We start from the raw sequence: 23307 nt of genomic DNA, 5'->3' as shown, positions 1-23307 counted from the left end.
CAACTGCCGGCAGGCCCATGACCGAACTCCACCGCGACCTCGAGCCAGAAACCGCCTTGGCGGGCCAATGGTTCGAGCATCTTCGATCGCATTCCAGGGCCCGACTCGGCGTCACCCGCGCGTCCTACGGCGAGGGCGAGCAGATGGCGCACGACCTGATGCAAGGCATCGGCCAGACACTGGGGCTGGAGACTCGGACCGACGCCGCCGGCAACCTCTACGTGACCCTGCCGGGGCAGGACCGTTCGCTGCCCGCCATCATGACGGGCTCGCATCTCGATTCGGTGCCGGAGGGCGGCAACTACGACGGCGCGGCAGGCGTCGTCGCCGGCATGGCGATGCTGGCGCGCTGGCATCGCTCCGGCCGCGGGCCCAAGCGCGACATCACCGTCATGGGCGTGCGCGCCGAGGAGCTCTCCTGGTTTCCCGCCCCCTATATCGGCAGCCGCGCCGCCTTCGGCCTGCTGGAGCCCGGGGCGCTCGATGCCTGCCGGCGTCCCGACACCGGACGGACGCTGGCCGAGCACATGAAAGAGGCGGGCTTCGCACCCGACCGCATCCGCGCCCGCGAGCCTCAGCTCGATCCCGCAAACATCGCCTGCTTCCTCGAGCTGCATATCGAGCAGGGGCCGGTGCTGGTGCAGCGCGGCCTGCCGATCGGGATCGTCACGGGCATCAGAGGCAACCTGCGTTATCGCGATCCGCACATCGTCGGCCGGTACGGCCATGCCGGCGCCGAGCCGCGGCTGTCGCGCAACGACGCGGTAATGGCCGGCGTCGAATTCGTGTCGCGGCTGGAGGCGCTGTGGCTCGAGCACGAGGCGGCGGGCAAGGATCTGGTCTGCACGGTCGGCCAGTTCCACACCGACACCGAAGTGCACACCATGACCAAGATCCCGGGCGAGCTCTGGTTCTCGATGGACATCCGCAGCGAGGACAACGAGGTGCTGCTCGCCATCGACCGGCGGCTGCGCGAGATCGCCGAGGAGATCGGCGCGCGTCGCGGCGTCTCGATCGATCTCGGAGCGTTCACCAACGCGAAGCCCGGCCCGATCGACCGCGGACACCGCGCACGGCTCGAACGGCTGGCAAAGCACCTCGGCATCGAGGCGCTGCCGATGGCGAGCGGCGCGGGTCACGACGCAGCCGTGTTCGGCATCATGGGCGTGCCCACGGCGATGATCTTCATCCGCAACGAGCATGGCAGCCACAATCCCGACGAGGCGATGGACCTCGTCGACTTCGCGCAGGGCCTCCGCTTGCTGGTCGCCGCGGTGGAGGAGATCGATGCCGCGTAAGCCGAGGAAAGGCGACGTCGCCGCCGACGAGGCAGTTTACGGCGCGATCAGGCGGGCGATGCACATGGGCCGGCTCGCGCCCGGCACCAAGCTGCAGGAGCCGGCGCTGGCGCGCGTGCTGGGCGTCAGCCGCGAGCGCGTGCGCAAGGCATTGCACCGGCTGGTGCACGAAGGCTGGCTGACCGCTATCCCCAATCGAGGAACCTTCGTGCCTTCGCTCACGATCGAGGAGATGCGCCAGATCTACGACGTGCGCTCGATGCTGGAGGCGGCGATCGTGCGCCGCCTGAGCGAGGGCCATACGGCGTCGGCGGCGAAGCGCCTCAAGGCGCATGTCGCCGAGGAGAAGACTGCCACCCGGCGCGACGATCGCGGCCGCCTGTTCGAGCTGTCGGGCGATTTCCATGTCCTGCTCGCCGAGCTGTGCGGCAACGACGAGCTGACACGCCTGCTGCGCGGCCTGCTGACGCGCTCCACCATGCACTTCTCGCTGGCCGCGCCGCGCCAGCTCACCAACTGCGCCGGCCCGCACGACCATGGCGACATCGCCGAGGCGATCCTGGGCGGGAAGGCCGACAAGGCCGCGAAGCTGATGCTCGGTCACCTGGCAGGTCTGGTGACCCTGCAGGCGGCGCACCCGCCGCGGCATGAGCCGGTCGATCTGCCGGAAGCCTTTCGGGGGATCAAGGCGCGGAGGCCGGACCGCGACTGAGAGCTGATCTCGGGACCAAACGAAAACGGGCGCCCCGAGGGGCGCCCGTCAGTTTGTTCGCGGGGTGGCTGGATCAGCCGAGCTTGCCCATCGCGACGGCGGTATCGGCCATGCGGTTGGAGAAGCCCCACTCGTTGTCGTACCAGCTCATGACGCGCACCAGCGTGCCTTCCATGACCTTGGTCTGGTCCATGTGGAAGGTCGACGAGTGCGGGTCGTGATTGAAGTCGATCGAGACGTTCGGCTGGTCGGTCCAGCCCAGGATGCCCTTGAGCTGGTTGGCGGCGGCCAGCTTGACGGCCTCGTTGATCTCTTCCTTGGTCGTCTTGCGCTTGGCGACGAACTTGAAGTCGATGCACGAGACGTTCGGCGTCGGCACGCGGATCGACACGCCGTCGAGCTTGCCGTTCAGCTCCGGCAGCACCAGGCCGACGGCCTTGGCGGCGCCCGTCGAGGTCGGGATCATCGACAGCGCGGCGGCGCGGCCGCGGTACATGTCCTTGTGCATCGTGTCGAGCGTCGGCTGGTCGCCGGTGTAGGCGTGGATCGTCGTCATGAAGCCATGGTCGATGCCGACCGCATCGTGCAGGACCTTGGCGACCGGGGCCAGGCAGTTCGTCGTGCACGAGGCATTCGAGACGATGATGTGGTCCTTGGTGAGCTTGTCGTGGTTCACGCCATAGACAACCGTCAGGTCGGCGCCGTCGGCGGGGGCCGAGACCAGCACGCGCTTGGCGCCGGCCTCGAGATGGGCCGAGGCAGCCTTCTTCGAGGTGAAAAAGCCGGTGCACTCGAGCACGATCTCGACGCCCAGCGCCTTGTGCGGCAGCTTGGACGGATCGCGCTCGGCAGTGACCTTGATCGGGCCGCGGCCGACATCGATCGTGTCGCCGACGACCTTCACTTCACCGTTGAAGCGGCCATGCACCGAGTCGAAGCGGAAGAGGTGGGCGTTGGTCTCGACCGGGCCGAGATCGTTGATCGCCACGACCTCGATGTCCTTGCGGCCCGATTCCATGATGGCGCGCAGCACATTGCGGCCGATGCGGCCGAAGCCGTTGATTGCAACACGAACAGCCATCTTAATTCCCTCCGTTATTGCGCCAACCGGCGCGCCGCTTGTGCGATCGCTTCGGCCGTAATGCCGAAATGCTTGTAGAGTTCCGGGGCCTTGGCCGAAGCGCCGAAGCCCTTCATGCCCACGAACGCGCCCTTCGATCCGAGCCAGCGTTCCCAGCCGAAGCCGGTCGCCGCCTCGCAGGCGACGCGGATCGTGCCGTCGCCGCCCATCACCTTGCTGCGATATGTGTCTTCCTGCGCCGCGAACAACTCCCACGACGGCATTGAGACGACCGCGGCGGTGAGCCCGTCCTTGGCCAGGAGCTCGCGGGCGGCGAGGGCGAGCTGCACTTCCGAGCCCGACGCGATCAGGCGGATCGGGGCGGACTCTTCGCCGGCGAGGATGTAGGCACCCTTGGCGCACAGGTTCTCGTCACCGGCGCCGCGCACGGTCGGCAGGTTCTGGCGGGTGAGCGCGAGGACGCTCGGCACGTGCTTGGCTTCCAGCGCGATCTGCCAGCATTCCGCCGTCTCGATGGCGTCGGCGGGACGCAGCACCTGCAAGTTGGGAATGGCGCGCAGGGCCGGGAGGTGCTCGACCGGCTGGTGGGTCGGGCCGTCTTCGCCGAGGCCGATCGAATCGTGGGTCATCACGTAGATGACCCGCACGCCCATCAGCGCCGAGAGGCGGATCGAGGGCCGGCAATAGTCGGTGAACACCATGAAGGTGCCGCCGTAGGGGATGATCCCGCCATGCAGCGCCATGCCGTTCATGGCCGCCGCCATCGCATGCTCGCGGATGCCGTAATAAATGTACCGGCCGGCGGTATCGGCGCGCGAGGCGCCCTTCAGCGTGGCGGTCTTGGTGTTGTTCGAGCCGGTCAGGTCGGCCGAGCCGCCGACCGTGTCGGGCAGCACCGGGTTGATGACCTCGAGCGCCTCCTGGCTCGACTTGCGGGTGGCCCAGGAGGGCTTCTCGGCGGCCATCTTAGCCTTGAACGCGGCAATCGCCTCGCCAACGGCGGGCGGAATGTCGCCCTTCTGGCGGCGGTCGAACTCGGCGCGATCCTCGGGCGCCATGGCGGCGAGGTTCTTGTTCCACTTGCGGCGGGCCGACTTTCCGCGGGCGCCGATCTTGCGCCAGGCGGAGAACAGCGCCTCGGGGATGTCGAACGGTTCGTGATTCCAGCCCAGCTTGGCGCGGGCCCCGGCGATCTCGTCCTTGCCCAGCGGCGAGCCGTGCGTGGCGGCGGTGCCGGCCTTGGTCGGCGCGCCGTAGCCGATCACCGTCTTGCAGGCGATCAGCGAGGGCTTGTCGGTGACGTTGCGCGCCTTGCGGATGGCGCGCGTGACCGCCTCGGGATCGTGTCCGTCGACGGCGAGCACGTGCCAGCCGGCGGCGGCGAAGCGCTTCTTGTGATCCTCGGAGGTCGACAGCGAGGTCGGGCCGTCGATCGAGATGCCGTTGTCGTCGAACAGCACGATCAGGCGGCCGAGGCCGAGATGGCCGGCGAGGGTAATGGCTTCCTGGCCGACACCTTCCATCAGGCAGCCGTCGCCGGCGATTACGTAGGTGTAGTGGTCGACGACTTCGCGGCCGAACCGCTCGGCGAGGAGGCGTTCGGCGAGGGCGAAGCCGACGGAGTTTCCGAGGCCCTGGCCCAGCGGACCCGTGGTCGTCTCGATGCCGCTCGCATGGCCATATTCGGGATGACCCGCGGTGCGGGCACCGAGCTGGCGGAACTTCTTCAGCTCGTCGAGGGTCATGTCGGCGTAGCCGGTGAGATGCAGCAGCGAATAGAGCAGCATCGAACCGTGACCGGCCGACAGGATGAAGCGGTCGCGATCGGGCCAGTTGGGCTCCGAGGCATCGAACTTCAGGAACTTGGAGAACAGGACCGTGGCCACGTCGGCCATGCCCATCGGCATGCCGGGATGACCCGAATCCGCCAGCTGCACGGCATCCATGGCCAAGGCCCTGATGGCGTTCGCCATGTCACGCGGGGCAGCGGTTTGATCGGTCATTTTATGCTTGTGCCGTATGGGTTTTCGGATGGCGCGCAACATGACGACCACCCCTTTGCCCGTCAATGCGCAAAAACTCGGGCAAAGCCAACATCTTGCGGGCGTATGCCCTCCACAGGGACCAGATGTTGACCGCTCACAGGCACACCACTTAATCTCGCTCGATGGAGCAGATTCAGCCGGGTGACCAACGGCGATCCGCTGTCGGGGGAATAATGTCCAAGGCAGCCAGCGTAACGGACCGAGTCGACAGCGCGCTGAGCCGGCTCGAGGCGATGGTCGACGAGCGTCTGCGCGTCGAGCGGGAGCGTTCCGACGAGCTCGCCGCCCGCCTCGCGAAGGTCGAAAGCGAGCACGAAGAGCTGAAGCGGGTAGCGACCGAGGTCGAAAGCCGCCTCGAGCGCGCGATGGAATACATCCGCTCCCTGCTGGCGGCCGACCAGTCCTGACGGATCTTCTTTCCCCAGCCCCCGGCGTGCGTCGCCGGATGCGACGTGGCACACTTCACCACCCCTCAGACGCCGAACAAGGCGCAATAAAACAGGAGAAGCGGAAAATGCCGCAGGTTTCGGTTCAGATCGCCGGTCGTACCTATGAACTCGCTTGTGGCGAAGGCGAGGAAGCGCGCGTCCAGGAACTGGCCGCCTACGTCGACGGCAAGGTGAGCGACCTCCGCCGCCAGCTCCCCGGCACGCCGGAATTCAAGCTTCTGGTGTTCGCCTCGCTGCTGCTGGCGGAGGAAAGCCGCGAGGCGCGCGGTGTCGCCAAGGCCGCGGAGAATGCGCGCGTCACGGCGACGGACAGCGCGGATACCCTGGCCACGGCGCTCGAGGAGCTGATCACCGCCCGCGTCGACAAGATGTCGAAGAAGGTGTCAGGAGCCGCGTAGGCGGATCCTGACATTCCGCGCGACGCGCGGGATTTGTGGTCGTATGGGGCCCTCTCATTGCGACGGGTGCTCCGAGTCCCTACATTGGTGGTGGGGCGGAATTCTGCGCGGTGCGTGGCCCGCTTAAAACCCCGGGGCCAATAAGAACTCCTGGGAGTTGTTCCTGGCTCTGACCTTGGTCTAGGCCACACGACGCCCACCTGCTTACGCAGGCCTTGGAGGTTCTACGAGCCACGGCCCATCGTGGAGCCGCCCCACTTGATTCTTTTGCCGGCATGACCCTGATCGAACGCAAACGGGCGCTTCGCGCCGCCATGCAGATCCGACGGCAAGGCTTGGACGAGCGCGATCGCCGTTCTGCCGCCGCCGGGGTCCTCGAAATCTACCAGCTCGAACAGCCCGCTGAGTTGCCGGCCATCGTCTCCGGCTTTTGGCCGATCAAGGACGAGATCGATATCCGGCCGCTGATGACCCACCTGAATGGAGAAGGGTGCCGTCTGGCCCTGCCGGTCGTGAAGGGCCGCGGCCAACGGCTGTCGTTCCGCGCCTGGCAACCCGGCGACCCTCTGGAATCCGGCGTTTTCGGCACGCTGCAGCCCTCGGCCGGCTGCGAGACGCTCGAGCCCGACGTCCTGCTGGTACCATTGCTGGCCTGCGATGCCGAAGGCTGGCGGTTGGGCTATGGCGGCGGCTTCTACGATCGCACGCTCGAAGACCTGCGCCGGCGGCGCAAGGTGACGGCCATCGGCGTCGGCTTCGATCGCCAGCTCGTTGCGGAGGTGCCGCACGGCGCGGACGACCAGCGACTCGATTGGCTGTTGACCGACTGTCGCGCTTGCGCCTTTGTCTGACGCATGAAAATCATGTTCTGCGGCGACATCGTCGGTCGCGCCGGCCGCGACGCGGTCGTCAGGGAAGTGCCGCGGCTGCGCCGCGAACTCGGGCTCGATTTCGTCGTGGTGAACGGCGAAAATGCGGCGGCCGGTTTCGGCATCACCGCCAAGATCTGCAGCGAGTTGCACGAGGCGGGCGTCGACTGCATCACCACCGGCAACCACGCCTGGGACCAGCGCGAGATCATTCCCTACATCGCACAGGACAAGCGCCTGTTGCGGCCGATCAATTTTCCGCCCGGTACGCCGGGATGGGGCGCCAACCTGTTCCAGACCCCGCGCGGGCAGAAGATCGTGGTGATCAACGTGATGTGCCGCCTGTTCATGGACGCACTCGACGATCCGTTTCGCGCGCTCGACGCCGAACTGTCGAAGTATGCACTGGGTGGCACCGCCAACCTGATCCTGGTCGACGTCCACGGCGAGGCCACCAGCGAGAAGCAGTCGATCGGCCACTATTGCGACGGCCGCGTGTCGGCTGTGCTGGGCACCCACAGCCATGTCCCCACGGCCGATGGGTGGGTGCTGCCCGGCGGCACGGCCTACCAGACCGATGTCGGCATGTGCGGCGACTATGATAGTGTGATCGGCATGAAGAAGGAGGTCGCGATGCAGCGATTCATCCGGAAAATGCCAGGTGAACGCCTCTCGCCGGCCGAAGGTGAGGGCACTTTGTGCGCGGCGGTTGTCGAAACCGAAGACAAAACCGGGCTGGCGAAGTCGATCCGGCCGATCAGGGTCGGGGGCCGGCTGGCTCCCGCCGCCTGACATTCCCGCATCTTGTATCCCGTAGCCGCTCCGCACACCTATTAGGGGTGCCTGAAAGAGGTCGTTGACGGCCTGGGGAAAAACCGGCATCCTTTTGATGTTAAAAGGTTTTTCGCCGGATTGGCGTACTGTCTTCAAGGTTAGAGGGGGCGTCGGAATCAAGGTTCCGACGTTATTTAGCGGGGGCTTCGGCCCCCGCCTTTTTTTGCCCCAACGGCCGGTTCGGGCGTCTCCAGCCTGCCAAAACCCACGAGAAGTGGTATAGGCGCCTCTTCCTGTTACCTAATCTGGTTGTTGGCGATGGCGGGGCATTCCCAGTTCAAGAACATCATGCACCGCAAAGGGCGTCAGGACGCCGTGCGGGCGAAGATCTTCACGAAGTTGATCCGCGAGATCACGACGGCAGCCCGGTTGGGTGCGGCAGATCCGGCGTCTAATCCGCGGCTGCGGGCGGCCGTGATCGCCGCGCGCGACGCCAACATGACCCGCGACACGATCGATCGCGCGATCAAGCGCGGCTCGGGGCCCGATGCGGACGCGAACTACGACGAGGTGCGCTACGAGGGCTACGGCCCGGCCGGCGTGGCCGTGATCGTCGAGGCCCTGACCAACAACCGCAACCGCACGGCGGGCGAGGTCAGGTCGAGCTTCTCCAAGCACGGCGGCAACCTGGGCGAATCCAACAGCGTGTCGTTCATGTTCGACCGCTTGGGCGAGTTCCGCTTCCCGCTGTCCGTCGGCAGTGCCGACGAGGTGCTGGAAAAGGCGATCGAAGCCGGCGCCGATGACGTGGTGAGCGGCGACGGCGAGGGGGCGGTTCACGAGATCTATTGCGCGCAAGACAGTTTCAACCTGGTCCGCGAGGCGCTCGAAAAGTCGCTGGGCCAGCCCAGCGTCGCCAAGCTGACCTGGCGTCCCAAGACCGGCACGCCGGTCGAGGGAGAGACCGTGCAGACGCTGCTCGATCTCATCGCGGCCCTGGAAGACAACGACGACGTCCAGAACGTCTACGCCAACTTCGAGGTGTCGGACGACGCCCTGGCGAAGTTCGCGGCCTGAGCCGGGCAGCATGAGACTGATCGGCCTCGATCCCGGCCTGCGGTTGACCGGCTGGGGCGTGATCGAGGTCGAGGGCAACCGGCTGCGCCATGTGGCGCATGGAGTCGTCAAGGTCGCGACGGCGGGCACGCTCGCCGAGCGGCTGAGGGAACTGTTCGAGGGCGTCGCCGGCGTCATCGAAGCGCAGCGGCCGATCGAGGCCGCGGTCGAGGAGACCTTCGTGAACGTCAATCCGGGTTCCACCCTGAAGCTCGGTCAGGCGCGTGGCGTCGTCATGCTGGCGCCGGCCCGCGCTGGCCTGCCGGTTTTCGAGTATTCGACGAACCTGGTGAAGAAGTCGGTTGTCGGGTCGGGCCACGCCGACAAGAACCAGATCGCCATGATGGTCGGACGGCTGCTGCCGGGCGTCGATGCCAAGCAGGACGCCGCCGATGCGCTGGCGGTCGCGATCTGCCACGCCCATCACCGCGCCACCGCGCGACGCATCGAGGCCGCGCTGTGATCGCCAAGCTCAAGGGCCTCGTCGACTCGGTCGACACCGACAGCGCCGTCATCGACGTCGGGGGCGTCGGCTATCTCGTCTCGGCCTCGGCCCGCACCTTGCGCGACCTCTCCGTCGGGGGAGCGGCAACCATGCTGGTCGAGACCATCGTCCGCGAGGATGCGATTGCACTCTACGGCTTCCTGGAGACCCGGGAGCGCGACTGGTTCCGCATCCTGACGACCGTGCAGGGGGTCGGTGCCCGCGTGGCGCTGTCGATCCTGTCGACCCTGTCGCCCGACGAGATCGCCCGCGCGATCGCGGCGCAGGATCGCGCGACCCTGAGCCGTCCGCCCGGCGTCGGGCCGAAACTCGCCGCGCGTCTCGTGACCGAATTGAAGGACAAGGCGGCCGCATTCGGCATAGCCCCCGCGCCTGCAACGGCAGGCGGGCCGGGTGCGTCGGCGAGCACGCCCGGATCGATTAACGAAGATGCGGTCTCCGCCCTGGTCAATCTCGGTTACAAGCGCGTCGAGGCCTTCGGCGCCGTTGCCCGCGTCACCCAACGGCTCGGCGCCGAAGCCCCGCTTGATGCCGTGATCCGTGCCGGCCTGCAGGAGCTAGCGCGATGACCACCGCGCCCGAACGCCTGGTGACGGGCAAGCGCTCCGAGGAAGACGCTGCCGAACTCGCGCTGCGCCCGCAGACGCTCGACGACTTCATCGGCCAGAAGCAGGTCCGCGAGAACCTCAAGATCTTCATCGCCGCCGCCAAGGGGCGTGGCGAGGCGCTGGATCACGTCCTGCTGCATGGACCTCCGGGCCTCGGCAAGACGACGATGGCGCAGATCGTCGCGCGCGAGATGGGCGTGGGTTTTCGCGCGACCTCTGGACCGGTGATCCAGAAGGCCGGCGACCTCGCGGCGCAGCTCACTAATCTACAGCCGCACGATGTACTGTTCATCGACGAGATCCACCGTCTCAATCCTGCAATCGAGGAGGTCCTCTATCCCGCGATGGAGGACTTCCAGCTCGACCTGATGATCGGCGAGGGGCCTGCCGCGCGCTCCGTGCGCATCGAGCTGCCGCCGTTCACCCTGGTCGGCGCCACGACGCGATCCGGCCTCATGACCCGGCCGTTGCGGGAGCGCTTCGGCATCCCGCTGCGCATGGTGTTCTACACGCCGGCCGAACTCGAGACGATCGTGCAGCGGGCCGCCCGCGTCCTCAAGATGACGATCGCACCCGATGGCAGTGCGGAGATCGCCAAAAGGTCACGCGGGACGCCGCGTGTCGCCAATCGACTGCTGCGCAGGGTCCGCGACTTCGCGGCCGTCGCCGGAGACGCCGGCGTCGATGCCCGGGTGGCCGATGCGGCGCTGACGCGGCTGGAAGTCGACGGGCGAGGGCTCGACGCCATGGATCGCCGCTACCTCGCCTGCATCGCCGAGAATTACGGCGGCGGGCCGGTGGGTGCGGAGACGCTTGCGGCGGCGCTGGCGGAACAGCGCGACGTCATCGAGGACGTGATCGAGCCCTATCTCATGCAGCTCGGCCTGTTGATGCGCACACCGCGCGGCCGCGTGCTGTCCGAGGGCGGATATCGGCATATCGGACTGTCGATGCCCAAAGGGCAGAAGCAGCAGCTCGACCTTCTGGCTGCGGGCGACCCGCCGGAGGATGCGTGAACGCGGCGCCGACCTCGGGCCGCCTCCACGACGGCAGCCACGTATTGCCGCTGCGCGTCTACTATGAGGACACCGATGCCGCGGGCATCGTCTACTACGCAAACTGGTTGCGCTTCCTCGAACGGGGGCGGACGGAACTGCTGCGGCTGCTGGGACAGCAGCACACGGCGCTGCGCGAAGAGCGCGGCATCAACTGGGTGGTGCGCCGCTGTGCCATCGACTACCTCAAGCCTGCGCGGCTGGACGATACGATCGAGATCGTCACCCGCTGCGGCGAGTTGCGCGGCGCGTCGCTCGACATGATTCAGTATGCGCGCCGCAATGAAGAGATCCTGGTTCGAGCCGAACTCGTCGTCGCCTGCATGGGCGAAGGCGGTCGGCCTGTCCGATTGCCGCCGCTCGTGCGGACTGCCCTGGCCCAGGTAGCCGTGAGCGGATCGCCCCGCTCACGCCATATTCGGATACAACCCTCTTGAACCAACGGAGAACATAAATGGACGCGTTTGCGCAGGTCGCCGGAGCCCCCCTCGGCGGCGGCACGGGGACAATTGACATGTCCGTATACGGCCTGTTCATGCAGGCCGACTGGGTGGTCAAGGCCATCATGATCCTGCTCCTGCTGGCCTCGTTCTGGTCGTGGGCGATCATATTCGAGAAGGTTCTCCGACTTCGCTCCCTGAAGCGCAGCGCCCAGACCTTCGAGGACACTTTCTGGTCCGGCGTGTCGCTGGAAGACCTCTACGACCGGGTCGGTGCCAAGCCCGACGATCCGATGTCGAGCATTTTCTCGGCGGCGATGCGCGAATGGCGCCGGTCGGTCTCCAAGGGCCTTGCCTCCAGCGCCACGGCACGCGCGGCACTCCGCCAGCGCATCGAGCAGGTGATGGGCGTTACCATCCAGCGCGAAATGGAGGCGATCGAGAAGCGGCTGGGCTTTCTGGCCACGGTCGGCGCCAATGCCACCTTCGTCGGCCTGTTCGGCACCGTCTGGGGCATCATGAACAGCTTCAGCCATATCGCGCAGTCGAAGAACACCTCGCTGGCGGTCGTGGCGCCCGGCATCTCCGAGGCGCTGTTCGCCACCGCGATCGGTCTGGTCGCGGCCATTCCCGCGGCGGCTGCCTACAACATCCTGTCGGGCCAGGTCTCGCGCTACGCCCAGCAGCTCGAGGCGTTCGCCGGTGAGTTCATCACCATCCTGTCGCGTCAGCTCGAGGAACAGGTCTGATGTCGGGCGTCATTCCGGCACCCGGCGCCAACTCGTCGGGCAGCAAGTTCAAGCGGCGGAGCTACACGCCGATCGCCGACATCAACGTGACGCCGCTGGTCGACGTCATGCTGGTGTTGCTGATCATCTTCATGGTGACGGCGCCGCTGCTCCAGGTCGGCGTGCCGGTCGACCTGCCGAAGACCAGCGCCCAGCAGGTCGGTGGCAAGGACGAACCGATGGTGGTGTCGGTGAACTCGCAGGGTGAGGTGTTCCTCGGCGAAACCAAGTACGACATCGCGGAACTCGGCGCGAAGCTGAAGGCGGTGCACGAGGAGAAGCCCGACCAGCGTGTCTTCATGCGGGGCGACAAGAGCGTCGACTACGGGAAAATGATGGAGGTCATGGGCGTCGTGATCGACAGCGGCTTCCGCCAGCTCGGCCTGCTGGGCGAACAGGCGCAAGCCTTGGGACGGGGCGGCGGTACCGTCACGCCGGCCACGCCCGGCCAGACCGCTCCCCCCGCTCCGCAACCTCAGCAGCAACCCACGGCGCCAACGCCCCGGCGCTGAAACAACGGACACGAAGAGGACGATGGCTCGCCTTCACCCCGCCAGCATCGAGATGCGCACACCGGCCGTCGTGTCGGCGATGGTGCACGTCTTCGTGCTGGGGGCGGCGGTGCTCAATCTCGACTTCTTCGGCAAGCCGCCGCCGATGGAACCCGAGCCGGTGATGGTCGAGTTCGAGGCGATCGACAAGAAGGCGGGCGCGCCGACCGTGGCCAACCTGCCGCCGCAGCCCAAGGATGCGCCGATCGCCCAGGAGACGACCAAGGCGCCGCCGGTGAAGTCGGCCGAGCCGCCGCCGTCGCCGCCCACGCCGAAGCCGCCCGAGGTCGTCGAGCCGCCCAAGCCGCCGGCGCCGCCCAAGCCGGAGGAGAAGCCCAAGACGGAGGCTGCCAAACCGGTCGAGGATCTGGTGGCGATGAAGCCCAAGGAGCCGGAGAAGCCAAAGGTCGAGAAGCCGCCGGAGCCTCCCAAGCCCACGCCCGAGGCCAAGAAGCCCGAGCCGCCGAAGCCGCCGCCGCCGAAGCCTGCGCCGCCCAAGCAGAGTGTCGATTCGATGATCGACGACATCCTGAAGAACAAGCAGTCGCAGCAGAAAATCCAGACGCCGGAGCAGAGCCCCAAGCCCGTGCAGCAGGTGACGCGCCAGGCGCCGGCCGCGCCGAACCTGGCCGCCGTCGTCACGGCGAGCGAGATCGAGGGCGTGCGCCAGAAGATCCGGCCGTGCTGGAACACGCAGGGTGGCTCGCGTGACCAGGCGATGATCATCACGCTGACCGTCGAGATGAACCAGAACGGCACGCCGGTGAAGGCCGAGCTGCGCGATACCGGGCGCTACAACAGCGATCCGGTCTTCCGCGCCGCAGCCGACGCCGCGCATCGCGCCATCATGAATCCGCGTTGCCAGCCCTGGCCGCTTTCGCCAGAAAAGTTCACGAGCTGGCGAACCATCACCTTCAATTTCGATCCACGTGACTACTAAGACCCCTCCACCCTAATAGAAGCCTTGAGATGAAGAGGTCCGACATGATGCTTCCCCGACGGACGACCCTGCTGGGCGGTGCAGCCCTCGCCACGATCGGCGTTGCAGGCACGGCACGCGCCCAACTCACAATCGACATGACCCGGCCGAGCTTCGAGCCGGTGCCGATCGCCATCGTCGACTTCAAGGGTGACGCGGTGGGCGCCCAGATGGCGGGCGTGATCCGCAACAATCTGCAGAATTGCGGCCTGTTCCGGGTCATTCCTTCCAGCGCCTACATCCAGAAGGACGTCGACGCGACCTCGCCGCCGCGATTCCAGGACTGGCGCAGCGTCGGCGCGGCCGGCCTCGTCGTCGGCCAGGTCACCTCGGTCGGCGGTAGCATCAAGGTCGACTTCCGGCTGTGGGATGTCGTCACGAGCCAGCAGGCCACCGGCCTGTCCTTCACCAGCCAGCCGAGCAACTGGCGGCGCCTCGCCCACATCATCTCCGACGCGATCTACAAGCGCGTGACCGGCGAGGAGGGCTATTTCGACACCCGCGTTGCCTACGTCTCCGAGACCGGCCCGGGCAACAACCGGACCAAGCGCATCGCCGTCATGGACCAGGACGGCGCGAACAACCGTTACCTGACCGACGGCAAGACCATCGCTCTCACGCCGCGCTTCTCGCCGACGCTGCAGGAGATCGTCTACATGGCCTATGGCGAGAACAACGGGCCGCCGCGGGTGTATCTGCAGAACGTCGACAGCGGCCGCCGCGAGCTGCTCGGCAACTTCCCGGGCATGAGCTTCGCGCCGCGCTTCTCGCCGGACGGCACCAAGGTCGTCATGAGCATCGCGGAGAACGGCCGCACCAACATCTACGAGATGGACGTGCGCGGCCGGCAGCTCCGCCGCCTGACCAACTCGCCGGCCATCGACACCTCGCCGTGCTTCTCGGCCGACGGATCGCAGATCGTGTTCAACTCGGACCGCGGCGGCGCCCAGCAGCTCTACGTGATGAGTGCCGGCGGAGGCGGGGAGCGGCGCATCAGCTTCGGTGACGGACGCTACGCAACCCCGGTCTGGTCGCCGCGTGGCGACTTCATCGCCTTCACCAAGATCGGATCGGGCGGCTTCGGTATCGGCGTGATGCGCTCGGACGGCAGCGGCGAACGCATGCTGGCGAGCGGCTTCCTCGTCGAAGGTCCGACCTGGGCGCCCAACGGACGCGTGCTGATGTTCTTCCGCCAGCAGCCCAGCTCGGGCGGTCGCGTCGGTTCGGCCTCACTGCACCAGATCGATATCACTGGCCGCTTCGAGCGGCAGGTGCCGACGCCGACGGATGCGTCGGATCCGGCCTGGTCGCCCTTGATTCCGCAGTAGCGAAATATATGATCAATTTGTCGACCCGCGCGTACCCCTCGCCCGGGTCGATTCCGTCAGGGAGTGGATCGAAATATGAGCATGATCAAGGCTTTGTCGGCCCTTGCGGCGATGTTCCTCATCGCAGCCTGCAGCAATAACGAGACGCAGACGGCCTCTGCCGCAACCACAACCGTGACGCCCGGATCGGTCGGTGACTTCCGGCAGAACGTCGGCGACCGCGTCTTCTTCGACACCGATTCCTCCAACGTGCGCGAGGACGGCCGCCAGACCCTGAATCGTCAGGCCGAGTGGCTGAAGAAGTACGGCAACTATCAGATCACCATCGAAGGCCACTGCGACGAGCGTGGCACGCGCGAGTACAATCTGGCGCTGGGCGAACGCCGCGCCAACGCCGCGCGCCAGTACCTGATCGCTCAGGGCATTCCTGCGTCGCGCCTCAAGACCGTCAGCTACGGCAAGGAGCGTCCCGATCCGGTCGGCTCCGACGAAGCGGCCTGGGCGCGTAACCGCCGCGCCGTAACGGCCCTGGAGTAGACCGCCTCAAACGAGGCGAGTGCAGGAAACGCCGGTCGTCATGCGACCGGCGTTTTCATTTGGAGGCAGGACGGTCATGCCTGAAAATGGCCGCGTTTGATGTGAACAAAGCGTTGCCCATGAAGATCCTCCTGTCCCGGCTCGCCCTCCTCGTTGCCCTCGCCTTGCCCACGGCGGCCGCGGCGCAGCGCGGGGGAGACGCGGTCTACATCGAAGACCGGTTCAATCAGCTCCAGCAGTCGCTCACCAATCTGACCGGCCAGATCGAGCAGCTGCAGAATCGCAACGCGAAGCTGCAGCAGCAGATGGAGAAGATGCAGGCGGACTACGAGTACCGCATCGAGCAGCTCGAGAAGGGCGGAGCGGGGCGCCCCGGTGGCGCCGCGCCGCGTCCGGCCGCGCAGGCTGCAGCACCTGCGCCGACGCCCGCGGCAGGTGCGGCCAATGCCGACCAGCTCTACGACGAGGCCATCAAAAAGCTGCAGGAAGGCGACTACGCCGCCGCAGAACGGGGCTTCAAGACCTTCATTCAGCGCAACCCTCAGAACAGGCTGGCCGGCAACGCGCAATATTGGCTGGGCGAGACCTATTACGCGCGTCGCGACTACAACAGCGCCCTCACGGCTTTTGCCGAGGGCTACAAGGTCTACAAGACGAGCCCGAAGGGGCCCGACAATCTCCTGAAGCTCGGCATCACGATGTCCGTGCTGGGCCGCAAGCCCGATGCCTGCGCGGTGTTCGCGCGCTTCAGCCAGGACTATCCGCGGGCGACCGACCTGCAGAAGCGCCGTATCGAACAGGAGCGGCAGAAGAACGGGTGCGGGTGAGCGATCCCGCCGAACCGCGTCCCGTGGACGGAGCGGCGTTCGCGCGCCTGATGGCGCCGTTGGGACCTTTCGAGGCACGTCCCGAGCTGGCTGTCGCCGTATCCGGCGGCCGCGACTCTCTCAGCCTCAGCCTGCTGGCACACGAATGGTCGACCGGGCGCGGCGGCCGGGTTCTGGCGCTGATCGTCGATCACGGCCTTCGACCGGAGGCGGCGCGGGAAGCCTCGGAGACGGCGAACCTGCTGCAAGGCCGCGGTATCGAAAGCCTCGTGTTGCGCTGGGCAGGGCCCAAGCCGCAGGCCGGCCTCCAGGAAGCGGCGCGCGTGGCCCGTTACCGGCTGCTGCGCGATGTCTGCCGCGAGCGCGGCATTCTCCACCTTCTGGTGGCCCACCATGCCGATGACCAGGCCGAGACGATTGCGATGCGCGCGGCGCGCGCCAGCGGTCCGGACGGGCTGGCCGGCATGGCGGCCCTGGTCGAGTGGCCGGAGGTTCGCCTCCTGCGGCCGCTGCTCCCCGTGCCGAGGGCACGCCTGTCGGCGACGCTCGTGTTGCGCGGTATCGCCTGGATCGACGATCCTTCCAATATCGATCCGCGCTTCGAGCGTGCTCGCCTGCGCCTCGCGGGCGCGATCGAAGCGGGGCAGCCCGATGCAGACCGTGTGCGCGCCGACCGGGAGGTGCGGGCCGCCCGGGCGGGGGCCGCGCTTCTCCAGTCGCGGGAGGACGGCAGTGTGGCGATCGACCGTGTGTCCCTCGGGCGGCTGCCGCCCGATACTCGCACCCGGCTGGTGAGCCGTGTCGTGCAGGCTCTGGGAGGCGGCCACCATCCGCCCCGGCGGGATCGGCTCGACCGGGCCTTGGTCCGGATGTCCGCAGTGCCGAACCGCGGGAAATCCGGCCGGGGAGAGGATTTCACCCTGTCGGGATGCCAGTTCGCCCTGCGTCAGGCTGTCGGCTCGCGGCAGCTTGAGTGGATTGTCCGACCTGAAAATGGCAGGAAAGGGAGGCAGCCGTTGATTCCCGCTGCATTTTTCGCTTGCGACCCCGCGGCCGCAACCCATGTTTGGTCGTAGCCCTCTTTAACGGAAGCCCTCAGTGAACCCGTTCAATCGCAACGCTGCCCTCTGGATTGTCATCGTCCTGCTGCTCGCGCTGCTCTACAGCGTCTTCCAAGGCGGGGCGACGCGGACCCCCGGCAACACCATCTCCTACTCCGAGTTCGTTCGCGCCGTTGAGCAGCGGCAGATCCAGGATGTCCGCATCCAGGGCAATACGATCAACGGCACCTTCCGCGAGCCGCGCAATGGCGTGCAGAAGTTCTCGACCTACGCGCCGAGCACGCCGCCCGATGACCAGCTGATGCCGATGCTCATCAAGAACGTCGACCGCGTCGACGCGGGACCGGCGGAAGAGGGCATGAACCTCGGCAGCATCTTCGTGAGCTGGCTGCCCGTCCTCGTGCTGGTCGGCGTCTACATCTTCTTCCTGCGCCAGATGCAGAGCGGCACCGGTCGCGCCATGGGCTTCGGCAAGTCGAAGGCGCGCCTGCTGACCGAGAAACATGGCCGTGTCACCTTCGACGACGTCGCGGGCATCGACGAGGCCAAGGGCGAACTCGAGGAGATCGTCGACTTCCTGAAGGACCCGCAGAAGTTCCAGCGTTTGGGCGGCAAGATTCCCAAGGGCTGCTTGCTGGTCGGTCCTCCGGGTACCGGCAAGACCCTGCTGGCGCGCGCCATCGCCGGCGAAGCCAACGTGCCGTTCTTCACCATTTCGGGCTCCGACTTCGTCGAGATGTTCGTGGGCGTCGGCGCCAGCCGCGTGCGCGACATGTTCGAGCAGGCCAAGAAGAACGCGCCCTGCATCGTGTTCATCGACGAAATTGATGCGGTCGGCCGCCATCGTGGCGCTGGCCTGGGCGGCGGCAACGACGAGCGCGAGCAGACGCTGAACCAGTTGCTGGTCGAGATGGACGGCTTCGAGGCCAACGAGGGCGTCATCCTGATCGCCGCGACCAACCGTCCCGACGTGCTCGATCCCGCGCTGCTGCGTCCGGGCCGCTTCGACCGCCAGGTCATGGTGCCGAACCCCGACGTCGGCGGCCGCGAGAAGATCCTCAAGGTCCACATGCGCAAGGTGCCGCTGGCGCCCGACGTCGATCCGCGCGTGCTGGCTCGTGGCACGCCGGGTTTCTCCGGCGCCGATCTCGCCAACCTCGTGAACGAGGCCGCCCTGCGCGCTGCTCGCGTCGGCAAGCGTCTGGTCACGATGGGCGACTTCGAATACGCCAAGGACAAGGTACTGATGGGCACCGAGCGTCGCTCGATGGCCATGACCGACGAGGAGAAGACGCTCACGGCCTATCATGAGGCGGGCCACGCGCTGGTCGCCATGCATGTCCCCAAGAGCGATCCGCTGCACAAGGTGACGATCATTCCGCGCGGTCGCGCGCTGGGCGTCACCATGCAGCTGCCCGAGCGCGATCACCTGAGCCACACCAAGCAGTATCTTGAGTCGCGTCTGGCCATCATGTTCGGCGGCCGGCTGGCCGAGGAACTGGTGTTCGGACCGGATAACGTGACCACGGGCGCCGCCAGCGATATCCAGGTCGCCACCCAGACGGCGCGCGGCATGATCACCGCCTACGGCATGTCGGAGAAGCTCGGCCGCGTGCGCTACCAGGCGAACGAGCAGGAGGTCTTCCTGGGCCACGCCGTCACACAGACGCAGAACGTCTCCGAGGCGACCGCGCAACTGATCGACCAGGAGGTCCGCCGCCTGATCGAGGAGGCCGAAGGACGTGCCCGGACGATCCTGACCGAGCGCCTCGAGGATCTGCATACGGTCGCCAGGGCGCTGCTCGAGTATGAGACGCTGAGCAACGACGAGATCGGCACTGTCCTGCGCGGCGAGAAAGTCGTGCGCGACGACACCGGTGGCGCCGGCACGTCCGATCGCCGTCGCCGCGCCTCGGTTCCGACCACCACCGGCCCCGCGCCGGGCGCCAGTCCCGAGCCTCAGCCGGGCGTTTGACGCGAAGCTTCGCGGGCCTCGCGCTCGATCGCCCTCTCGTGATGGCGATCGTGAACGTGACGCCCGACTCCTTTTCCGACGGCGGTGAACGCCTCGACCCGGCGCGGGCCATCGACGATGGCCTGCGCTTCGTGGCGGAAGGGGCCGACATCCTGGATGTCGGCGGTGAGTCTACGCGCCCCGGGTCGGCGGCCGTCTCCCCCGAGGAGGAATGCCGGCGGGTTCTCCCCGTCGTGGAAGGCCTGGTTCGGCATGGCGCCGTCGTCTCCCTCGACACACGTCGCGCCCTGGTCGCCGGGGCGGGACTGGCGGCGGGCGCGCGCATCGTGAACGACGTGTCGGCGCTGCGCGACGACCCGGCCATGCTGCCCCTGGTGGCTCGGCGCAAGGCGGCGGTCGTCCTGATGCACCGGCGGGGCAGGCCGGAGGAGCGCTATGCCGGTCCGGCCTATGCGGACGTCGTCGAGGATGTCCGGCGGTTCCTGCTCGATCGCGCCGCTGCCAGCCAGGCGGCCGGCGTCGAACGACACAGCATCGCCCTCGATCCCGGTCTCGGTTTCGGCAAGAAGGTCGAGGAGGAACTGGCGCTGATCGCGGGGACATCGCGTCTGGCGGAGGCGGGCTACCCGGTTTTGATCGGCTGCTCGCGCAAGAGCTTCATCGGCCGGCTGACGGGCGTCGAAAGGCCCGCCGATCGCGATCCGGCATCGGTCTGGCTGGCGGTGGAGGCCGTGCGGCGCGGGGCCTCGATCGTACGCGTCCACAACGTCGTCGCCACGCGGCAGGCTCTCGCGGTCTTCGAGGCGATGCGGTAAATCACGGTCATGGCTCGTTCACTTTTTGGTACAGATGGCGTTCGCGGGCGTGCGAACAGCGCCCCGATGACCGCCGAAATCGCGATGCGGATCGGCATGGCCGCGGGACAGGTGTTTCACCGCGGGGCCCATCGCAACCGCGCCGTCATCGGCAAGGATACGCGCCTGTCGGGCTACATGCTGGAGCAGGCGCTGACCGCCGGCTTTCTCTCGGTGGGCGTCGACGTGTTCCTGCTGGGGCCGATTCCGACGCCCGCGGTCGGCTTCCTCACCCGGTCGATGCGCGCCGATGTCGGGGTGATGATCTCCGCCTCGCACAATCCCTACGAGGACAACGGGATCAAGCTGTTCGGTCCGGACGGCTTCAAACTCTCCGATACGGTCGAGACCGAGATCCAGGCGCTGGTGATGGCGCCGTCGGATCTCGTTCTCGCCGATGCCGCCGCGATCGGCCGCGCGCAGCGGCTGGATGACGGGCAGGGCCGGTATATCGAGGCGGTCAAGGCATCGGCGCCGCGCGGGCTGGATCTCAGCGATCTCAAGGTCGTCATCGATTGCGCCAATGGGGCTGCCTACAAGGTGGCGCCGACGGTGCTGACCGAACTCGGCGCCGAGGTCATTCGCGTCGGCGTCGCTCCGGACGGCTTCAACATCAACGGCAATTGCGGCTCGACGCATCCCGGCGTGCTGCAGGAGCAGGTCGTCGCGCACCATGCCCATATCGGCATCGGACTGGACGGCGACGCCGACCGCGTCATCATCGTCGACGAGACGGGCGCGGTCATCGACGGCGACCAGCTCATGGCGACCATCGCCGACCAGTGGACGCAGAGCGGCCTGCTGTCGGGCGGCGGCGTGGTGGCGACTGTCATGTCCAATCTCGGCCTGGAGCGCTATCTCGACGCGCGGCGGTTGAAGCTGGTCCGCACGCAGGTCGGCGACCGCTACGTTCTCGAGCGCATGCGGGCCGACGGTTACAATCTGGGCGGCGAGCAGTCCGGTCACATCATCATGACCGACCACGCCACCACCGGCGACGGCCTGATGGCGGCGCTGCAGGCGCTGTCTGTCCTGATTCGCACCGGCCGGCCGGCGAGCGAGCTTTTCCGCGCTTTCGAGCCCGTGCCGCAGCTGCTGAAGAACGTGCGCGTTGCCGACGCCAATCAGGCCCTGCACGCCGCGTCCCTGGTCAAGGCGATCGCCTCCGCCGAGGCCAGGCTCGGCAAGAGCGGGCGCATTCTCGTGCGAAAGTCGGGCACCGAACCGCTGATCCGTGTCATGGCCGAGGGCGACAACTGCGACCTCGTGCACAGCGTCGTCGATCAGATCATCGAGGCGATTCCCCGGCAGGCGGCATGAAGGGCCGCGTGCTGATCATCGCGGGCTCGGATTCGGGGGGCGGCGCGGGCATCCAGGCCGACATCAAGGCGGTCACGGCGATGAACGGATTTGCCGCCACCGCCATCACGGCGCTGACCGCCCAGAACACCGAGGGGGTGCATGGGGTGGTCGGCGTCGAACCGGCCTTCATCGCCCAGCAGATCGAAGTCGTGCTGAGCGACATCGGCGCCGACGCCGTGAAGACCGGCATGCTGCACAGCGCCGCCGTGATAGAGGTCGTGGCCGCCGGAATCGAGAAGCATGCGGCGGGCGTGCCGCTGGTGGTCGATCCGGTGATGGTCGCCAAAGGCGGGCACCGTCTGTTGCTGACGGAGGCGGAGGCGGCGCTGCGCGACAGGCTGCTGCCGATGGCGGCGCTCATCACGCCCAACCTTCCGGAGGCGGAAGTTCTGGTGGGATTTCCGGTGAGGATCGAGGCCGACATGAAGCGCGCTGCCGAGCGGCTGGCGGCGCTGGGCGCCGGCGCGGTGCTGATGAAGGGCGGCCATCTCGAGGGCGACCGCGTCGTCGACCTGCTGTTCCAGGACGGGAGGTTCGACCGTTTCGAGGATGCCCGTATCGTGAGCCGCAGCACCCACGGCACCGGCTGCACGCTCGCGTCGGCCATTGCGGCGGGGCTCGCCCAGAAGATGACGTTGCGCGACGCGGTGGCTCGGGCGCGCGACTATGTCCGCAAGGCCATCGAGACCGCGCCCGGCTACGGACGCGGTCATGGCCCGCTCAATCACGCCGTGACGGTCAGATAAGGCCGGCGCCCTCGGCGACCGGCAGTCGGCTCGTCCACTTGCCGGCTTCCGACAGGATGATGAAGTTCAGGAGCTCGCGGTTGAAGGCATCGGGCTCCTCGAGGTTCACCGTATGTCCCGTCTTGGCGAACATCGCCAACCCGGCATTGGGCAGCACGCGCTTCAGGTAGAGGCTGGGCTGCAGGCAGGGATCGTCCTCATCGCCGCAGATGATCAGCGTCGGCAGGTCGAGCTTCTTCCACTCTTCCTCGAAGTCGTAGAGCGACGGCCGCTTGCCCTGGTAGTTCTCCATGGTGTTGGCGGCGCCGACGTCGGGATGCTCGGAAAGGTGCCTCGTGAATTCGGCGAAGCCGCGCGGATCCTTGGTCTTGAAGCGCGAGCGGGTGGGGTTGGTCGTCAGGCTCTCCGCGTACCTCGCCATGCCGTGCTTGCGGATGAGGCCGGCCGTCGTGACGGCGTCCTTCTTGAACTGCTCGTGTCCCTCGCGACCGGCGCCGGAACCGACGCCTGCCAGGGTGAGGGAGAGGGCGCGATCGGTATAACAGCGTCCGAAATGCGCCGTCGCGAAGGCGCCTTGCGACAGGCCGACGATATGCGCCTTCGCGATCCCGAGGTGGTCGAGCATGTGCCGGGCGTCGTCGACGGCGAACTGCTGGCCGTACAGGTCGCCGGACGCGGGGACGTCGGAGCCCGGGTAGCCGCGGAAGGAGTAGGTGATGCAGCGATGGCGCCGCGCGAAGAAACGCATCTGCGGCTCCCAAGCGCGCCAGTCGCCGCAATATTCATGGACGAACAGGATCGGCGTGCCGCTGCCCGCTTCCTCGTAATGGAGCTTCACCCCGTCGGACGTGGTGGCGTGGGGCATGGCGCGTTCCTCTTTGCATCATTGATGGCGGCGCCGGATAGGCTAGCATCGCAGTCATGGAAAAGCATTGTCCCCGTCAGGTGC

The 23307-nt window shown here is 67.2% G+C and carries 25 protein-coding genes and 1 other RNA gene; 23 read left to right on the top strand and 3 right to left on the bottom strand.

Annotated elements, in window-relative coordinates; translation table 11 throughout:
* Window positions 1-17: 17 nt before the first annotated feature.
* Window positions 18-1298, top strand: a complete 1281-nt coding sequence (locus tag Q7V45_RS26375; protein WP_304857436.1) for a Zn-dependent hydrolase — start codon at window positions 18-20, stop codon at window positions 1296-1298.
* Complete coding sequence (locus tag Q7V45_RS26370) at window positions 1288-2010, top strand: GntR family transcriptional regulator (protein ID WP_304857435.1); 723 nt, start codon at window positions 1288-1290, stop codon at window positions 2008-2010. The genes Q7V45_RS26375 and Q7V45_RS26370 overlap by 11 nt, the downstream gene beginning before the upstream one ends.
* A 73-nt stretch (window positions 2011-2083) precedes the next feature.
* Here the strand turns inward: Q7V45_RS26370 and gap are convergent, their stop codons facing one another.
* Both gap and tkt read right to left on the bottom strand, forming a co-directional pair.
* Complete coding sequence (gene gap / locus Q7V45_RS26365; RefSeq protein WP_304857434.1) at window positions 2084-3091, bottom strand: type I glyceraldehyde-3-phosphate dehydrogenase; 1008 nt, start codon at window positions 3089-3091, stop codon at window positions 2084-2086.
* A gap of 14 nt (window positions 3092-3105) precedes the next feature.
* Window positions 3106-5094, bottom strand: coding sequence for a transketolase (tkt, locus tag Q7V45_RS26360; protein ID WP_304857432.1), 1989 nt, complete (start codon window positions 5092-5094; stop codon window positions 3106-3108).
* Between the two features lie 215 nt (window positions 5095-5309).
* On the opposite strand from tkt, the gene Q7V45_RS26355 reads away from it, so the two are divergent.
* The 21 genes from Q7V45_RS26355 to thiD all read left to right on the top strand — a co-directional run bounded on the left by Q7V45_RS26355 (window position 5310) and on the right by thiD (window position 22358).
* Complete coding sequence (locus Q7V45_RS26355) at window positions 5310-5543, top strand: DUF4164 family protein (RefSeq protein WP_304857430.1); 234 nt, start codon at window positions 5310-5312, stop codon at window positions 5541-5543.
* Between the two features lie 107 nt (window positions 5544-5650).
* The gene (locus Q7V45_RS26350) at window positions 5651-5983 is read left to right on the top strand and encodes a cell division protein ZapA (RefSeq protein ID WP_304857428.1); all 333 of its coding nucleotides are present in this window, start codon (window positions 5651-5653) and stop codon (window positions 5981-5983) included.
* A 97-nt stretch (window positions 5984-6080) separates the two neighbouring features.
* Window positions 6081-6237, top strand: a non-coding RNA gene (gene ssrS / locus Q7V45_RS26345) — 6S RNA.
* 21 nt (window positions 6238-6258) lie between these two features.
* A complete protein-coding gene (locus tag Q7V45_RS26340; RefSeq protein ID WP_304857424.1) occupies window positions 6259-6834 on the top strand; it encodes a 5-formyltetrahydrofolate cyclo-ligase in 576 nt (191 codons plus the stop codon).
* Between the two features lie 3 nt (window positions 6835-6837).
* Window positions 6838-7644, top strand: a complete 807-nt coding sequence (locus Q7V45_RS26335) for a TIGR00282 family metallophosphoesterase (protein ID WP_304857422.1) — start codon at window positions 6838-6840, stop codon at window positions 7642-7644.
* 300 nt (window positions 7645-7944) lie between these two features.
* The gene (locus Q7V45_RS26330; RefSeq protein ID WP_304857420.1) at window positions 7945-8703 is read left to right on the top strand and encodes a YebC/PmpR family DNA-binding transcriptional regulator; all 759 of its coding nucleotides are present in this window, start codon (window positions 7945-7947) and stop codon (window positions 8701-8703) included.
* Window positions 8704-8713: 10 nt separating this feature from the next.
* Window positions 8714-9205: a crossover junction endodeoxyribonuclease RuvC gene (gene ruvC, locus Q7V45_RS26325; RefSeq protein ID WP_304857418.1), complete on the top strand. Its 492-nt coding sequence runs from the start codon at window positions 8714-8716 to the stop codon at window positions 9203-9205.
* Window positions 9202-9816: a Holliday junction branch migration protein RuvA gene (gene ruvA, locus Q7V45_RS26320; protein ID WP_304857416.1), complete on the top strand. Its 615-nt coding sequence runs from the start codon at window positions 9202-9204 to the stop codon at window positions 9814-9816. The genes ruvC and ruvA overlap by 4 nt, the downstream gene beginning before the upstream one ends.
* A complete protein-coding gene (gene ruvB, locus Q7V45_RS26315) occupies window positions 9813-10871 on the top strand; it encodes a Holliday junction branch migration DNA helicase RuvB (RefSeq protein ID WP_304857414.1) in 1059 nt (352 codons plus the stop codon). Before ruvA ends, ruvB begins: the two co-directional genes overlap by 4 nt.
* On the top strand, window positions 10868-11347 hold the full coding sequence (gene ybgC / locus Q7V45_RS26310) for a tol-pal system-associated acyl-CoA thioesterase (RefSeq protein WP_304857412.1): 480 nt from the start codon (window positions 10868-10870) through the stop codon (window positions 11345-11347). Before ruvB ends, ybgC begins: the two co-directional genes overlap by 4 nt.
* 77 nt (window positions 11348-11424) lie before the next feature.
* Complete coding sequence (gene tolQ, locus Q7V45_RS26305) at window positions 11425-12099, top strand: protein TolQ (protein WP_370692664.1); 675 nt, start codon at window positions 11425-11427, stop codon at window positions 12097-12099.
* Window positions 12099-12650: a protein TolR gene (tolR, locus tag Q7V45_RS26300; protein ID WP_370692663.1), complete on the top strand. Its 552-nt coding sequence runs from the start codon at window positions 12099-12101 to the stop codon at window positions 12648-12650. Before tolQ ends, tolR begins: the two co-directional genes overlap by 1 nt.
* A gap of 22 nt (window positions 12651-12672) precedes the next feature.
* On the top strand, window positions 12673-13629 hold the full coding sequence (locus Q7V45_RS26295) for a hypothetical protein (protein WP_304857409.1): 957 nt from the start codon (window positions 12673-12675) through the stop codon (window positions 13627-13629).
* 44 nt (window positions 13630-13673) lie between these two features.
* On the top strand, window positions 13674-14996 hold the full coding sequence (gene tolB / locus Q7V45_RS26290; protein ID WP_304857406.1) for a Tol-Pal system beta propeller repeat protein TolB: 1323 nt from the start codon (window positions 13674-13676) through the stop codon (window positions 14994-14996).
* Window positions 14997-15071: 75 nt separating this feature from the next.
* Window positions 15072-15533, top strand: coding sequence for a peptidoglycan-associated lipoprotein Pal (pal, locus tag Q7V45_RS26285; RefSeq protein WP_304857404.1), 462 nt, complete (start codon window positions 15072-15074; stop codon window positions 15531-15533).
* A 119-nt stretch (window positions 15534-15652) separates the two neighbouring features.
* Window positions 15653-16360, top strand: a complete 708-nt coding sequence (gene ybgF, locus Q7V45_RS26280) for a tol-pal system protein YbgF (protein WP_304857402.1) — start codon at window positions 15653-15655, stop codon at window positions 16358-16360.
* Entirely contained in the window at window positions 16357-17436 is a 1080-nt protein-coding gene (tilS, locus tag Q7V45_RS26275; protein WP_304857400.1) for a tRNA lysidine(34) synthetase TilS, read from the top strand. Before ybgF ends, tilS begins: the two co-directional genes overlap by 4 nt.
* A gap of 22 nt (window positions 17437-17458) precedes the next feature.
* The gene (gene ftsH / locus Q7V45_RS26270) at window positions 17459-19396 is read left to right on the top strand and encodes an ATP-dependent zinc metalloprotease FtsH (RefSeq protein ID WP_304857398.1); all 1938 of its coding nucleotides are present in this window, start codon (window positions 17459-17461) and stop codon (window positions 19394-19396) included.
* A complete protein-coding gene (gene folP, locus Q7V45_RS26265) occupies window positions 19393-20211 on the top strand; it encodes a dihydropteroate synthase (protein ID WP_304857396.1) in 819 nt (272 codons plus the stop codon). The genes ftsH and folP overlap by 4 nt, the downstream gene beginning before the upstream one ends.
* 9 nt (window positions 20212-20220) lie before the next feature.
* Entirely contained in the window at window positions 20221-21570 is a 1350-nt protein-coding gene (gene glmM, locus Q7V45_RS26260; protein ID WP_304857394.1) for a phosphoglucosamine mutase, read from the top strand.
* Window positions 21567-22358 carry a bifunctional hydroxymethylpyrimidine kinase/phosphomethylpyrimidine kinase gene (gene thiD / locus Q7V45_RS26255; protein WP_304857392.1) on the top strand — a complete coding sequence of 264 codons (792 nt, stop codon included), beginning with the start codon at window positions 21567-21569 and terminating at the stop codon, window positions 22356-22358. The genes glmM and thiD overlap by 4 nt, the downstream gene beginning before the upstream one ends.
* Here the strand turns inward: thiD and Q7V45_RS26250 are convergent.
* Entirely contained in the window at window positions 22351-23223 is an 873-nt protein-coding gene (locus Q7V45_RS26250) for an alpha/beta fold hydrolase (protein WP_304857390.1), read from the bottom strand. The genes thiD and Q7V45_RS26250 overlap by 8 nt on opposite strands.
* Window positions 23224-23307 lie beyond the last annotated feature (84 nt).

The sequence above is a fragment of the Reyranella sp. genome (assembly GCF_030651995.1).
Lineage (GTDB): Bacteria > Pseudomonadota > Alphaproteobacteria > Reyranellales > Reyranellaceae > Reyranella.
This window is presented reverse-complemented; position numbering and strand designations above follow the sequence as displayed.

Excerpts from the sequence above, each read along its gene's own strand:
- Q7V45_RS26330 (WP_304857420.1), top strand. The coding sequence starts at position 7,945 with ATGGCGGGGCATTCCCAGTTCAAGAACATCATGCACCGCAAAGGGCGT.
- ruvC (WP_304857418.1), top strand. The coding sequence starts at position 8,714 with ATGAGACTGATCGGCCTCGATCCCGGCCTGCGGTTGACCGGCTGGGGC.
- Q7V45_RS26335 (WP_304857422.1), top strand. The coding sequence starts at position 6,838 with ATGAAAATCATGTTCTGCGGCGACATCGTCGGTCGCGCCGGCCGCGAC.
- Q7V45_RS26370 (WP_304857435.1), top strand. The coding sequence starts at position 1,288 with ATGCCGCGTAAGCCGAGGAAAGGCGACGTCGCCGCCGACGAGGCAGTT.
- tolQ (WP_370692664.1), top strand. The coding sequence starts at position 11,425 with ATGTCCGTATACGGCCTGTTCATGCAGGCCGACTGGGTGGTCAAGGCC.
- Q7V45_RS26340 (WP_304857424.1), top strand. The coding sequence starts at position 6,259 with ATGACCCTGATCGAACGCAAACGGGCGCTTCGCGCCGCCATGCAGATC.
- ybgF (WP_304857402.1), top strand. The coding sequence starts at position 15,653 with ATGAAGATCCTCCTGTCCCGGCTCGCCCTCCTCGTTGCCCTCGCCTTG.
- gap (WP_304857434.1), bottom strand. The coding sequence starts at position 3,091 with ATGGCTGTTCGTGTTGCAATCAACGGCTTCGGCCGCATCGGCCGCAAT.
- thiD (WP_304857392.1), top strand. The coding sequence starts at position 21,567 with ATGAAGGGCCGCGTGCTGATCATCGCGGGCTCGGATTCGGGGGGCGGC.
- Q7V45_RS26355 (WP_304857430.1), top strand. The coding sequence starts at position 5,310 with ATGTCCAAGGCAGCCAGCGTAACGGACCGAGTCGACAGCGCGCTGAGC.
- tkt (WP_304857432.1), bottom strand. The coding sequence starts at position 5,094 with ATGACCGATCAAACCGCTGCCCCGCGTGACATGGCGAACGCCATCAGG.
- Q7V45_RS26350 (WP_304857428.1), top strand. The coding sequence starts at position 5,651 with ATGCCGCAGGTTTCGGTTCAGATCGCCGGTCGTACCTATGAACTCGCT.
- tolR (WP_370692663.1), top strand. The coding sequence starts at position 12,099 with ATGTCGGGCGTCATTCCGGCACCCGGCGCCAACTCGTCGGGCAGCAAG.
- Q7V45_RS26250 (WP_304857390.1), bottom strand. The coding sequence starts at position 23,223 with ATGCCCCACGCCACCACGTCCGACGGGGTGAAGCTCCATTACGAGGAA.
- Q7V45_RS26295 (WP_304857409.1), top strand. The coding sequence starts at position 12,673 with ATGGCTCGCCTTCACCCCGCCAGCATCGAGATGCGCACACCGGCCGTC.
- pal (WP_304857404.1), top strand. The coding sequence starts at position 15,072 with ATGAGCATGATCAAGGCTTTGTCGGCCCTTGCGGCGATGTTCCTCATC.
- glmM (WP_304857394.1), top strand. The coding sequence starts at position 20,221 with ATGGCTCGTTCACTTTTTGGTACAGATGGCGTTCGCGGGCGTGCGAAC.
- Q7V45_RS26375 (WP_304857436.1), top strand. The coding sequence starts at position 18 with ATGACCGAACTCCACCGCGACCTCGAGCCAGAAACCGCCTTGGCGGGC.
- ruvB (WP_304857414.1), top strand. The coding sequence starts at position 9,813 with ATGACCACCGCGCCCGAACGCCTGGTGACGGGCAAGCGCTCCGAGGAA.
- tolB (WP_304857406.1), top strand. The coding sequence starts at position 13,674 with ATGATGCTTCCCCGACGGACGACCCTGCTGGGCGGTGCAGCCCTCGCC.